Annotated in this window: 12 protein-coding genes; all 12 read left to right on the top strand. The window is 54.5% G+C overall.

Annotated elements, in window-relative coordinates:
• The first annotated feature begins 44 nt into the window (after window positions 1-44).
• On the top strand, window positions 45-1,670 hold the full coding sequence (locus HOL66_14380) for a CTP synthase (protein MBT5245420.1): 1,626 nt from the start codon (window positions 45-47) through the stop codon (window positions 1,668-1,670).
• Between the two features lie 15 nt (window positions 1,671-1,685).
• Entirely contained in the window at window positions 1,686-2,534 is an 849-nt protein-coding gene (gene kdsA / locus HOL66_14375) for a 3-deoxy-8-phosphooctulonate synthase (protein MBT5245419.1), read from the top strand.
• An 18-nt stretch (window positions 2,535-2,552) separates the two neighbouring features.
• Entirely contained in the window at window positions 2,553-3,815 is a 1,263-nt protein-coding gene (gene eno, locus HOL66_14370; GenBank protein MBT5245418.1) for a phosphopyruvate hydratase, read from the top strand.
• Between the two features lie 277 nt (window positions 3,816-4,092).
• Window positions 4,093-6,120 carry a hypothetical protein gene (locus HOL66_14365; protein MBT5245417.1) on the top strand — a complete coding sequence of 676 codons (2,028 nt, stop codon included), beginning with the start codon at window positions 4,093-4,095 and terminating at the stop codon, window positions 6,118-6,120.
• 160 nt (window positions 6,121-6,280) lie between these two features.
• Window positions 6,281-6,634 carry a septum formation initiator family protein gene (locus HOL66_14360; GenBank protein ID MBT5245416.1) on the top strand — a complete coding sequence of 118 codons (354 nt, stop codon included), beginning with the start codon at window positions 6,281-6,283 and terminating at the stop codon, window positions 6,632-6,634.
• Window positions 6,631-6,948 carry an antibiotic biosynthesis monooxygenase gene (locus HOL66_14355; GenBank protein ID MBT5245415.1) on the top strand — a complete coding sequence of 106 codons (318 nt, stop codon included), beginning with the start codon at window positions 6,631-6,633 and terminating at the stop codon, window positions 6,946-6,948. The genes HOL66_14360 and HOL66_14355 overlap by 4 nt, the downstream gene beginning before the upstream one ends.
• A 330-nt stretch (window positions 6,949-7,278) precedes the next feature.
• Window positions 7,279-8,313 (top strand): pyruvate dehydrogenase (acetyl-transferring) E1 component subunit alpha, encoded by a 1,035-nt coding sequence (gene pdhA / locus HOL66_14350; protein ID MBT5245414.1) that lies wholly within the window; start codon window positions 7,279-7,281, stop codon window positions 8,311-8,313.
• Between the two features lie 5 nt (window positions 8,314-8,318).
• Window positions 8,319-9,677, top strand: coding sequence for a pyruvate dehydrogenase complex E1 component subunit beta (locus HOL66_14345; protein MBT5245413.1), 1,359 nt, complete (start codon window positions 8,319-8,321; stop codon window positions 9,675-9,677).
• Window positions 9,678-9,691: 14 nt separating this feature from the next.
• Window positions 9,692-10,945, top strand: a complete 1,254-nt coding sequence (locus HOL66_14340; protein MBT5245412.1) for a pyruvate dehydrogenase complex dihydrolipoamide acetyltransferase — start codon at window positions 9,692-9,694, stop codon at window positions 10,943-10,945.
• 12 nt (window positions 10,946-10,957) lie between these two features.
• Window positions 10,958-12,343, top strand: a complete 1,386-nt coding sequence (gene lpdA / locus HOL66_14335; protein ID MBT5245411.1) for a dihydrolipoyl dehydrogenase — start codon at window positions 10,958-10,960, stop codon at window positions 12,341-12,343.
• 2 nt (window positions 12,344-12,345) lie between these two features.
• The gene (locus HOL66_14330) at window positions 12,346-12,786 is read left to right on the top strand and encodes a GNAT family N-acetyltransferase (protein ID MBT5245410.1); all 441 of its coding nucleotides are present in this window, start codon (window positions 12,346-12,348) and stop codon (window positions 12,784-12,786) included.
• Window positions 12,787-12,827: 41 nt separating this feature from the next.
• Window positions 12,828-13,775, top strand: a complete 948-nt coding sequence (lipA, locus tag HOL66_14325) for a lipoyl synthase (GenBank protein ID MBT5245409.1) — start codon at window positions 12,828-12,830, stop codon at window positions 13,773-13,775.
• Window positions 13,776-13,818: the final 43 nt, after the last annotated feature.

The raw sequence follows: 13,818 nt of genomic DNA, 5'->3' as shown, positions 1-13,818 counted from the left end.
CTGCTCTTCCCGTCGCCCACCCGAATCCTGTACAAAGTAATTCCATGACGCGGTTTATCTTCATCACTGGCGGCGTGGTTTCATCGCTCGGAAAAGGTTTGGCATCAGCGGCCCTGGGCGCGTTGCTTCAGGCACGTGGATTCAAGGTCCGCCTGCGCAAGCTCGATCCCTATATTAACGTCGATCCGGGGACCATGAGCCCCTATCAGCACGGCGAGGTCTTCGTCACCGACGACGGCGCTGAAACGGATCTGGACCTTGGTCACTATGAGCGCTTCACCGGCGTTCATGCCCGTCAAAGCGATAACATCACCACCGGTCGTATCTATTCTGACGTGATCGCCAAGGAGAGGCGGGGCGACTATCTGGGGGCGACCATTCAGGTCATTCCCCACATCACCGACGCCATTAAGGAATTCGTCCTTGGCAATATCGAGGATGAGGATTTCATTCTTTGCGAGATCGGCGGCACCGTCGGCGATATTGAAGGTTTGCCTTTCCTTGAAGCCATTCGTCAGCTTGGCAACGAGTTGGGCCGGGAACGGGCGATGTATTTGCACCTGACCTTGCTGCCCTATATTCCAACGGCCGGTGAGCTCAAGACTAAGCCTACCCAGCACTCGGTCAAGGAATTGCTAGGGGTTGGTATTCAGGCGGACATGCTGTTGTGTCGGGCCGACCGGGAGATCCCCGCCGACGAGAAACGCAAGATCGCCCTGTTCTGCAACATTCGCCCCGACAATGTGATCTCCGCCCTTGATGTGAACAGTATCTACGGGGTGCCGATCAGCTACCATGAAGAGGGTCTGGACCAGCAGGTCTGTCAGTACTTTGGTATCGATGCCCCTGCACCAAGCCTGGAGCGCTGGCAGGATATCCTGATGCGTGTCCTGCAACCCGAAGGTGAAGTCAACATCGCCGTTGTCGGCAAGTACACAGGGCTTCTGGAAGCCTACAAATCCCTGGCCGAGGCGCTTACCCATGGCGGTATCGCCAATAACGTCAAGGTCAAGTTGAACTGGATTGATTCGGAAGTCTTTGAAAGCGAGGACACTGTTCATTATCTGGACGGGGTTCACGGTATTCTTGTTCCCGGCGGTTTTGGTGAGCGTGGTGTAGAAGGCAAAATCGCCGCCGCCACATTCGCCCGCGAACATGAGGTGCCGTATTTTGGTATTTGTTTGGGCATGCAGATGGCGGTGATCGAGGCGGCCCGCAACCTGGCTGGCATCAAGGGTGCCGGTTCGACCGAGTTCGGCCCGTGCGACGATCCCATTGTTGGTCTGCTTACCGAATGGGAGCGCGACGGTATTATTGAAAAACGTCACGAAGAAGGTGACAAGGGCGGCACCATGCGGCTTGGCGGTTATGACGCGGTGTTGCAGCCCAACAGCCATATTCGCCAGATTTACGGCTCCGACAACATCAACGAGCGACATCGCCATCGTTACGAGGTCAACCTCGCCTACGAAGGACAATTGGCCAAGGCTGGTATGGTATTTTCAGCCAAATCACCTGACGGGGTGCTACCGGAAATTATTGAAATTCCCGGTCATCCGTGGTTTATCGGTGTTCAGTTCCACCCGGAATTGAAATCAAAGCCGTTTGCGCCCCATCCGTTGTTCGAATCCTTCATCGCCGCTGCGCTAGAGCAGTCGCGACTGGTTTAAAGGTCTGGCTAATCAATGAGTGAAAGCCGTCACGTCTCTGCCGGTTCCGTGACCTTCGGTAATGACATGCCGCTGGTCCTGATTGCCGGTCCTTGCGCCATGGAAAGTCATGACCACGCTATGGATATGGCAGGGAAGCTCAAGGAAATCTGTGCAAAACTGGAATTGGGTCTGGTTTTCAAAACCTCGTTTGACAAGGCCAACCGGACCAGCGCCGACAGCCCGCGCGGCGTTGGTGTCGACGAAGCGCTGATGGCCTTTGCCGACATTCGCAAAACTTACGGGATCCCCGTCCTGACCGACGTACATTCGGCCGACCAGTGCGGCGTTCTTGAGCGTTCCGGCGTTGTCGATGTCTTGCAAATACCGGCCTTTCTGTGCCGCCAGACTGATTTGCTGCTGGCCGCCGGCAATACCGGGCTGACCATCAACGTTAAAAAGGGCCAGTTTCTGGCTCCCTGGGATATGGCCAACGTGGTTGCCAAGGTTCGCGGCACCGGAAATGACAATGTCATGGTCTGCGAACGCGGCGCCAGCTTCGGCTACAATACCCTGGTTTCCGATATGCGGGCGCTGCCGGTGCTGGCCAGGACCGGCTGCCCGGTGATCTTTGACGCCACTCATTCGGTCCAGCAGCCGGGCGGGCAGGGTGACACGTCGGGTGGTCAGCGCGAGTTTGCTGCCGTCCTCGCCCGGGCCGCCGTTTCCATCGGCGTCGCCGGGGTCTTTATCGAGACTCATGAAAACCCTGATGAGGGTCTCAGCGATGGACCAAACATGATTCCGGTCAAGCAGTTACCGGAAATTCTTGAGACATTGATTCAATTTGACCGGCTCGCAAAAGAGCGCCCGGTTAGCGTCTAAATCTGAAAGTGAAATAACATGACCGCCATTATCGATATTCACGCCCGCGAAATTCTCGACAGCCGGGGCAACCCCACCGTTGAGGTCGACGTCACCCTTGAGAGTGGTGCTTTTGGCCGTGCCGCCGTTCCTTCGGGCGCATCCACCGGCGCGCACGAAGCTGTCGAATTGCGTGACGCCGACAAGGGGCGCTATGGCGGCAAAGGTGTGCAGACGGCTTGCGCCGCCGTTGATGGCGAGATTTTCGAGACCCTGTCAGGCATGGACGCCGAAGACCAGCTGCTTATTGACCAATTGATGATCGAACTGGACGGCACCGAAAACAAATCCCGCCTGGGCGCTAACGCCATGCTGGGTGTGTCGCTTGCGGTTGCCAAGGCGGCGGCTGACGAGGTGGCCCAGCCTCTTTACAATTATATTGGTGGCACCAACGCGCAGCTGCTTCCGGTGCCAATGATGAATATCATCAATGGCGGTGCCCACGCCGATAACCCCATCGATATTCAGGAATTCATGATTATGCCTGATGGCGCGACAAGCATTGTCGATGCCGTGCGCATGGGTGCGGAGGTTTTCCACGCCCTGAAAAAAGCGCTCCAGGACGATGGTCACAACACCAACGTGGGTGACGAAGGCGGCTTTGCGCCGGGTCTTTCCAGTACCGACGATGCCTTGAGCTACATCATGAAGGCTATTGAGGCCGCTGGATACAAGCCGGGCGAGGATATGACGTTGGCGCTGGACGCCGCTTCCAGCGAGTTTTACAAGGACGGCAAATATGAACTGGCCGGTGAGGGTAAAAGTCTGGACGCCGCCGGAATGTGCGACTACTACGCCGACCTTGTTAACCGCTATCCTATTGTTTCCATCGAAGACGGCTTGGATGAAGATGACTGGGATGGCTGGAAACAATTGACCGACGCTATCGGCTCCAAGGTCCAGCTTGTCGGTGACGATCTTTTTGTGACCAATCCAAAGCGTTTAAGAAACGGCATCGATAAGGGCATCGCCAACTCAATCCTGATCAAGGTCAACCAGATCGGCACCTTGAGCGAAACCCTGGAAGCCGTGGAAATGGCCCACAAGGCGGGTTACACGGCAGTGATTTCCCACCGTTCGGGCGAAACCGAAGACTCGACGATCGCCGATATCGCTGTCGCCACCAATGCCGGGCAGATCAAAACCGGCTCCCTAAGTCGTTCGGACCGGCTGGCAAAATACAACCAGCTGATCCGCATCGAAGAAGCACTGGGACCGGTGGCCCGTTTCGGAAGGTCATAAGCCAGGCACCCAAACCCCGGACGGGCGCATTCGCGCCATTAAGATCAAGCGATAACAGCCTCCGCTATGTGGATTGGGGGGAAGTTAATCGAGGCATGAAATTATGTCTTCTTTTGACCCTGAGCGAAATTGCAAGTCCCCCGCCCTGTTGCTTGGTCAGTTCAGAATGTTTACAAAGATTCAATTGCCGTTTTTATTTTGATTGCTTGCACATCTTTATTTCATGCGGAAGGGCAAAACGAGATGTTGTTCTACCCGCATTTAAAGGGGTCAATAATTGGCAAAGCTAAAGATATTTTTGGGTGATTTAAGCTATATCAACGCCCAAAATCGTTTCAATCTGTTTGTGCCGTTAAACATCGGATATGTGGCGGCGTATGCAAAGAAACTGTACGCCGAAGATATCGACATTACCCTGTTCAAAGACCCCGAGGAGATGCTTGAGCAGATCAAAATCCAGAAACCCGATGTGTTGGGCCTGTCCTTTTACTATTGGAATACCGCCTTAAACCAAGCCATGACAGAGAAGGCGAGGGATGTTCTGGGTGACCAGTTGCTGGTCGTTTGGGGTGGGCCTTCCGTCGATACGGACACCACCCAGCAATCCAGACTTTTTGACAGGTTCCCCCAGGTTGACGCCTTTGTCGCCAACGAGGGCGAGTTGGGGTTCGCCGGTCTGCTTGGCGAAAGACTGGCCAATGATAAGCAGGATATGTGGCAAGCGCCCATTGACGGCGTCGTTTTCAAACAAGGCGGTGAGCTTGTGCAAGGAGCGGTTGTCGGTTTGTCTCTCGACCTTGCAGAGCTGGATTCCCCATACCTGACAGGGCTCATGGACCCGTTTATTGGTGGCGACTATTTGGCCGAGTTGCAAACCTCCAGGCTTTGTCCCTACACCTGTACTTTTTGTGTTTCCGGCAAAAATCGCGGCAAGCTACGGGCATTTCCTTACGCCCAGGTGAGCGATGAAATCACCTTCATTGTCGATCACTATAAGGACAAGCCACACCTGCCCATGCATCTGGTCGATGAAAACTTTGGCATCATTGAACGCGATGGTGCGTTGTCTGAAATGATCCTGGAAAGTTCCAAAACCCGGGGCTATCCCAAGGGCATTTATTTTTATAACGACAAGCGTTTTGGTGAAACGGCTAAAAAAGTTATCGGCAACTTGGGCAATATGACGCTCTACGGCATGGCCCTATCCCTGCAGACGGAAAATCCCGATACCTTAAAAGAGATCAAGCGGCGCAATCTGACCCCTGAGCAACTTGATGAAGCGATTGGGTGGGCTTCATCACAGGGCCTTAATTCCACGACAGAGCTGATTTTTGGCCTTCCTTATGAAACCAAAGACAGTTTCATTCAGCTATTGAACAACGCTCTGGACCGCGGTTTTGACGCCATCAACATCAATAACCTAATCATGCTCGATGGTGTCGAGATGGCCCGCGACGGCTATCGCGAGAAGCATCAGGTGCAATCCCGGTTCCGCCTTATCAATGCCAATCAGGGCTATCTGGGTGACATCTTTTGCGTTGAACTGGACGAAGTTGTGGTTTCAACAAACAGCTTTTCCTTCGATGATTTCAAGTTCATGCGGCGTTTGAACTTCATGTTTTACGCCATTTTCTCACTGGGTTTTTATACGTGGTTCTTCCAGTTTGTGCGCCATAGCGGTATTCCGCTTGTCGATTACATTGCCCATTTATGCGACACCGACAGCGTCAATTCATCGATTGCCAACTGGACAAACTTTGTCAAAAATCTTGAAGCCGCCGCCCTGGACGAACTGTACGAAACACCGGAAGCGGCGAAGCAGGCGGCCTATGAGGCGTTCTGTGAAAACGGCAATCAGGTGGGGCCGCCAACGCTGTTAAATGTTTCATACGGGGCGAGAATGATTTGCCTGGACGGGGACAGCATCGCCGCCGCCCTGATCGCTACGCTTGAGAACTTTATCGACCGGCAGGAAAACCCATCTGTGTTTGAGACAGCCGAAACCCTGATCACCTTGTGCCATCAGGAGCGTATAAATCTGAAAGACAGAAAAACCCCTGAGGCACTGATCTGCGACTTTGATCTGGTCAGCTGGAAGAAGGATAAATTCAGGCGCCCATTGGATCACTACAAAATTGGACCGAAAGAGCTGAAATTCAGCGAGAATCACGAATTTGTCGCAAAATTTCCAAAATTTGAGCAATCTTTTTCTGACCTGCCTGCGTCTGAATTTTATTTTCAGGCACTTCAATTTATGGTCCCGAGATCACAGCTTAAATACGATCTGTCAATGACTGCCGATTAATATCCTAACGTCGCCTTTTGGCTATTATTTAACGAAATTGATGATTGGGAAGGGGATTTAATTCCCCTGCTAATCTCTTGTTAACTTTTCCGGCGTGATAATAGCCGTGGGTAAGGGACTGTGGGCGCTCTGTTAATAATAACAATGGCGCTCAAGTCTAATGGGTCTATTTTCTGAACTACGATTACGCGCACGCTATATTGTCGGGCCAGTCCTGGGTATTTGCGCAATCGGTTACTTCGCTTTTCACGCCATTCGGGGTGATCGCGGCCTTTTGGCTTTGCGCCAACTGTCACACCGTGTTGAAGTCGCCCGCCTTGAATACGCGACGATCAAATCAAAACGCATGGAACTTGAACACAAAGTTAGCCTTCTTAATCCCAACAGCCTGGATCCGGACATGCTCGATGAGCGGGCCCGGATTATGCTCAATTACGGTTTTGAAGATGAAGTGATCATCATTCCTGATGTGGATGTCATTTGGACAGATGACAAAGCCGGTAAAACCGAATGAGCAAACCCTGTACGTGCCCCGAACCACCGTACTACAGCGTTATCTTCGCCAATCAACGAACAGCCGAAGACCCTGCTGGCTACGACGCCATGGCTGAGCGAATGTTTGAACTGGCCCAGAGGCAACCGGGTTATCTGGGCGTCGATACGGCCCGCGACGCAGAGGGTTTCGGTATCACGGTCTCTTACTGGCGTGATCTTGAGGCCATAGAGAACTGGCGTATCAACAGCGACCACCTTGAAGCCCAGCAGTTGGGTCGTGAAAAGTGGTACGAAACCTTTTCCCTGCGTGTCGCCAGGGTCGAACGGGCCTAGCATCCACCAAATTTTTCCAACATTTTGAACTTTTTTCATTTGCTGCATTTGCGAAGGCAAAAGTGCGGTGTTTTTGCGATTGTTTCAATATCGGCTTAAGCCTTTGAAACAAAACTGCATTTGCAGTGCTGTGCAGCGAATAGATCGTTCGCGTCGATTAATCGTATTTCAGTTAAATTAGAATTTCCTTTTATTTACAAGGACTTTCATGGAATTTGTTGCTTGCCTGAGTGTCTGACAATCCCTAGATTACCAGTTCATGGCCTGCAAAGTTCCCCACTTAAGGAAGCGTTGGCAATCCGGACGCGTACAATTGAGGTATTTATAACCATGCCCAAAACCGCCAAGAAATCTGCCGCCAAAAAACCGGCTCGTATTAAATCTGACAAGAAGGCGCCTGCGGCATCCGCCGATGAGCTTCTGGATTACTATCGGCAAATGCTGATGATCCGCCGCTTCGAGGAAAAGGCCGGCCAGTTGTACGGCATGGGCCTGATCGGTGGTTTCTGCCATCTGTATATTGGTCAGGAGGCGGTCGTTGTCGGCATGCAGTCAGCGGCCAAGGATGTGGACTCGGTGATTACCAGTTACCGCGATCATGGTCATATGCTGGCCTGCGGCATGGATCCGAAAGGCGTCATGGCTGAACTGACCGGACGCGCAGGTGGTTATTCCAGGGGCAAGGGCGGCTCCATGCACATGTTCTCGAGCGAGAAGAACTTCTACGGCGGTCATGGCATCGTCGGGGCCCAGGTTCCGCTGGGTACGGGCCTCGCCTTTGCTCACAAATACAAAGGCGACGGCGGCGTCAACATGGCCTACTTCGGCGACGGGGCGATCAACCAGGGCCAGGTCTATGAATCATTCAACATGGCGCAATTGTGGTCCTTACCGGTGATCTACGTCATTGAAAACAACAAGTACGGCATGGGCACGGCCATTGAGCGTGCCTCGGCGACGACAGAGCTTTTCCAGCGTGGTTCAGCGCACGGAATTCCCGGCGTCAAGATCGACGGCATGGACGTACTGGCGGTCAGGAGCGCTGCCGAAAAAGCCCTGAAATACTGCCGTACCGGCAAGGGTCCGTACATTCTGGAGATGGAAACCTATCGTTACCGTGGTCATTCCATGTCCGACCCGGCCAAATACCGCTCCAAGGATGAAGTTTCCAAGGTGCGCAAGGAGAGCGATCCCATCGACAATCTGCGTCAGTTGATGATGAAACACAAAACCACAACCGAAGAGGCGCTCAAGGAAATTGATCGTGAGATCAAGGCGTTGGTGACCGAAGCGGCCAACTTTGCCCAAGAAAGCCCGGAACCTGATCCAAGCGAACTTTATACAGATATTCTGGTGGAGGCATAAAGATTATGGCTGTTCAAGTACTCATGCCCGCCCTGTCTCCGACAATGACTGAAGGCAATCTGGCCAAGTGGCTCAAAAAAGAAGGCGACGCCGTCGAAAGCGGCGATGCCTTATGTGAAATCGAAACCGACAAGGCGACCATGGAAGTCGAAGCCGTCGATGAAGGCATTTTAGGCAAAATCATAGTTCCCGAAGGCACCGAAGGGGTGCTGGTCAACATGCCCATCGCCATCATTCTTGAAGATGGTGAAAGCGCCGCCGACATTGGCGATGTCGCCGCAGCCTCTGTAGCGGCACCGGCCATCGAAGCGGCTCCGGCCCAACCAACTGCCGCGGCTCCTGCTGTGGCCCCCGTGGCGGCTGAGGCCGTATACGACGGACCAATGGTCAATATCACCGTTCGTGAAGCCTTACGGGACGCCATGGCTGAAGAAATGCGCGCCGATGAGAACGTCTTTCTGATTGGTGAGGAGGTCGCGCAGTACCAGGGTGCTTACAAAATCTCTCAAGGGTTGCTCGATGAATTCGGCGACAAACGGGTTATCGACACGCCGATCACCGAAATCGGTTTTTCGGGTTTGAGTGTCGGGGCCGCTTTTTCAGGCCTTAAGCCGATTGTTGAATTCATGACCTTTAATTTCTCCATGCAGGCCATCGATCACATCATCAACTCTGCCGCCAAGACTTTGTATATGTCTGGCGGTCAGATGGGCTGTCCGATTGTTTTTCGAGGCGCCAACGGTGCTGCTTCGCGGGTTGGGGCCCAGCATTCACAGTGCTACGCCTCGTGGTACGCCCATTGCCCCGGCCTCAAGGTTGTCGCACCGTGGTCGGCGGCGGATGCCAAGGGTTTGCTTAAAGCATCCATTCGCGACCCCAACCCGGTGGTGTTTCTGGAAAATGAAATCCTCTACGGGGCCAGCTTCGATGTTCCTGACGATCCGGACTTTACCGTGCCCATCGGCAAGGCCAAAATTGAACGGGCCGGTGCGGATGTCACCATCGTCGCCTTTTCAATCATGGTCGGTAAAGCCCTGGAAGCCGCGGAACTGCTGGCTGCCGAAGGCATTGATGCGGAAGTTATTAACCTTCGCACCTTACGTCCGCTGGATACGGAAACCATCGTCAATTCGGTTAAAAAGACCAATCGTCTGGTTTCAGTTGAGGAAGGCTGGCCGGTTGCCGGAATGGGTGCGGAAATGGCCGCGATCATAATGGAACAGGCCTTTGATTATCTCGACGCACCGGTCGTGCGGGTTTGTGGCGAGGATATTCCCATGCCTTATGCGGCTAATCTGGAAGCGCTGTCGTTACCGAAACCTGACGGCATCGCCGCGGCGGCTAAATCCGTCTGTTATCGTTAGGGGAGGGAAAAATAATGCCCATTCAAGTTCTCATGCCCGCCCTGTCACCGACAATGACCGAAGGCAATCTGGCCAAGTGGCACAAAAAAGAAGGCGACACCGTCGAAAGCGGTGATGTCTTGTGCGAAATCGAAACCGACAAGGCGACGATGGAAGTCGAAGCCGTCGATGAAGGCGTGCTGGGCAAAGTCATCGTCCCTGAAGGCACCGAAGGGGTTCTGGTCAACGCACCCATCGCCATTATTCTCGAAGACGGTGAAAGCGCTGCGGACATTGGGGATGTCGCCGCTGCACCGGCCCCGGCACCTGTCGCTTCAGCTGAACCGGTTGCAGAGACACCAACCGCTCCCGTTGCTGCTCCTGCTGCGGCTCCTGTCGCTAAAGGTTCACGGGTCTTTGCCAGTCCGCTTGCGCGTCGTATCGCCGAACAGGCAGGGCTTGATCTTGGCGGTGTCACCGGCAGTGGTCCAAACGGTCGTATCGTTAAACGCGATGTCGAGGGCGCTGTTTCTGGTGGCGTTCCAGCCATCGCTCCGACCGCCACTGCGGCCCCGGCAGTTGTCGAAGGAACCGGCGGTTATACCGAGGTCCCCAATTCGACCATGCGCAAAATCATCGCATCAAGATTGCTGGAATCCAAACAAACCGTGCCGCATTTTTACCTAAGCGTAGATTGTCAACTCGATCAGTTGTTGGCCATGCGGGCGAAGCTGAACGCGGCTGCCCCGGAAGGCGACGGCGGATACAAAATATCAGTCAATGATTTCGTTATCCGGGCAACGGCGCTTGCCTTGCGTCAGGTCCCCGCCGCCAACGCCACCTGGACCGATGCCGCCATCCGTCTTTTCAACGATGTCGATGTTTCCGTTGCTGTCGCCACACCCAACGGTCTGATCACGCCAGTGGTGCGCCGTGCCGATGAAAAGGGATTGGCGATGATTTCAAACGAGATCAAGGACCTGGCGGCCCGTGGCCGTGACGGTAAATTGATGCCCGAAGAATACCAGGGTGGCGGTTTCACCATTTCCAACCTGGGCATGTTCGGGGTCAAGGACTTCGCCGCCATTATCAACCCGCCGCAGTCATGCATTCTGGCCGTTGGCGCCGGTGAGCAAAGGCCCATCGTCAAGGACGGGGCGCTCGCCGTGGCCACCGTCATGACCTGCACGCTATCAGTCGATCACCGTTCCGTAGACGGCGCTGTCGGCGCCCAGTTCCTCGCCGCCTTCAAGCGGATGATTGAGGAACCGCTGACGATGATGCTGTAGGAGGAGACGGATATGGCAGACACTTCATTCGATCTTATTGTTATCGGCGGCGGACCCGGTGGTTATGTCGCCGCCATTCGCGCTGCCCAGCTTAAAATGAAGGTGGCGCTGGTCGAGCGTGAACACCTGGGCGGTATCTGCCTCAACTGGGGTTGCATCCCGACCAAGGCGCTACTGCGTTCGGCGGAAATCTATGAAGGCATCAAACACGCCGGTGATTATGGTTTGAGCGTCAAGGGGCAGGGCTTTGATCTGGCCAAGATCGTTGAGCGCTCGCGCAAGATCGCCGGTCAACTGAGCGGCGGCGTCGGTCATTTGCTCAAAAAGAACAAGGTCACGGTTTTTGACGGCACGGCCAAGCTGGCCGGACCGGGCAAAGTACAGGTCGATAAAACCACGCTCAGCGCCAAACATATTATTCTGGCCACCGGTGCCCGGGCTCGTACTTTGCCGGGGTTGGAGCCTGACGGTAAGTTGATCTGGACCTACAAGAACGCGCTGGTTCCGGACACCGTGCCCAAGCGCCTTCTGGTTGTTGGATCGGGCGCCATTGGCATCGAATTCGCCAGCTTCTTTAATTCCATGGGCTCCGATGTCACGGTTGTCGAAGTGATGGACCGGGTGTTGCCGGTCGAAGATGCCGAAATCTCAGATCATGCCCACAAGGCGTTTGAAAAAGAGGGCATGAAGATCATGACCTCGGCCACGGTCAAGGCCCTGAAAAAGGGCAAGAATACAGTCACCGCTACCATCGAAGCCGGGGGCAAGTCATCCGAATTAACGGTCGATCGGGTTATTCTCGCCGTTGGCATTGTCGGAAATGTTGAGGATCTGGGACTGGAAGGCACCAAGGTTAAGGTTGATCGCACCCACATTGAAATCGACCAGTGGTGCCAGACGGGCGAGCCCGGAGTCTATGCCATCGGCGATATCGCAGGTCCGCCGTGGCTTGCCCACAAGGCTTCCCATGAAGGTTTTATCTGTGTCGAGAAGATCGCCGGGGTTAAAGACGTGCACCCGCTCGATACCTTACGCATACCCGGTTGTACTTATTGTCGTCCGCAGGTCGCCAGTATTGGTCTTACCGAACAAGCGGCCAAGGATCAGGGCTACAAGGTCAAGGTCGGGCGCTTCCCGTTCATGGGCAACGGCAAGGCGATTGCTCTGGGCGAGCCGGAAGGACTGGTTAAAACGGTGTTTGATGAAAAGACTGGCGAGCTATTGGGCGCCCACATGATCGGCGCGGAAGTGACCGAGCTGATTCAGGGGTACTCCGTCGCCAAGACCTTGGAAACCACCGAAGCCGAGCTCATGCATACGGTTTTCCCGCACCCGACGCTGTCGGAAATGATGCACGAAAGTGTGCTCGACGCCTTCGGGCGGGCCATTCATTTCTGATGATCACAGTCCGCCCGCCATCCCCATCTGACTTCGAGACCTGGAAGCAATTGTGGCAGGGGTATTGTGATTTTTACGAGGAGTCGGTGCCGCCGGTGGTTACCGAGAACACCTGGACCCGCCTGCTCGATGAAGAAAGCCCGCTGTTCGGTTTACTGGCCGAGGACGAAAACGGAAACGTGGTCGGCTTCACCAACTGTGTCGTTCATGCGGGCACCTGGTCGAAAAGGGATATGTGTTATCTGGAAGACCTGTTCGTTGCACCCGAAGCACGGGGCAAGGGTGGCGGTCGCGCCCTGATTGAGGCCGTTGTCGCCAAAAGCCGCACCCAGGGCTGGCAGCGCGTCTACTGGCAAACCAAACAGGACAACGCCACCGCACGCGCCCTCTACGAAAAGATCACCGCCGCCAGCGACTGGGTGATCTACGAAGTCAGCACCTGAGGACTTGACCCGAAACCACATTCACGCCATGTCATAAAGCCATGAGTACCGCAACCACCCTTCGTCATCCTGAAAAGGCCCGCAAAGCCGATAACCCGAGCCCGCGCAAACCTACGTGGATCAGGGTCAAGGCGCCGACGTCCAAGGCTTACGGGGAAACCCGCAGGCTCATGCGCGAGCATGGCCTGAACACGGTCTGCGAGGAAGCGGCGTGCCCCAATATCGGCGAGTGCTGGGGCAACAAACACGCAACGATGATGATTCTGGGTGATATCTGCACCCGCGCCTGTGCCTTCTGCAACGTTGCAACCGGCAAGCCGGGGGCTGTCGATGCACTGGAACCTGCAAATGTTGGGCTTTCCGTCGCCAAACTGGGGCTGCGCCATGTGGTTGTGACCTCTGTTGACCGGGATGATCTGGCTGATGGCGGGGCGGCGCAGTTCGTTGAGACGATCAGGGCGCTCCGCAAGGAAGCACCGGATACCACCGTTGAGGTGCTGACACCGGATTTTCGCGATAAGGAAGGCGCGTTGGAGGCTGTTGTGGCGGCCAAGCCTGATGTGTTTAACCACAATCTTGAAACCGTGCCCCGTCTTTATCCGGCAATCAGGCCCGGGGCCCGTTATTTTCATTCTTTGAAAATTCTCGATCAGGCAAAAAAAATGGACCCTGAAATTTTCACTAAATCCGGAATCATGGTCGGTTTGGGGGAGGAAAAGGCGGAAATTATGCAGGTCATGGATGATTTGCGCAGTGCCAATGTGGATTTCCTGACCATCGGACAATACCTGCAACCAACACCCAAACATGCCGGTATTGAGCGCTTCGTCACCCCTGAGGAGTTTGATGGCCTGAAGAATATTGGTCTTTCAAAAGGCTTCCTGCTGGTCGCGGCAACACCGCTAACACGCTCGTCCTATCATGCGGATGCGGATTTTGCCGCCCTTAGATCAAACCGCCTTCAAATGGAGTCATTTGATGGCGGATAATTTGATCGAAATATATGAGTTAGGGCAATTTATCTGCCCTCAT

This window comes from Rhodospirillaceae bacterium (assembly GCA_018662005.1).
Classification (GTDB): Bacteria; Pseudomonadota; Alphaproteobacteria; order Rhodospirillales; family JABHCV01; genus JACNJU01.
This window is presented reverse-complemented; position numbering and strand designations above follow the sequence as displayed.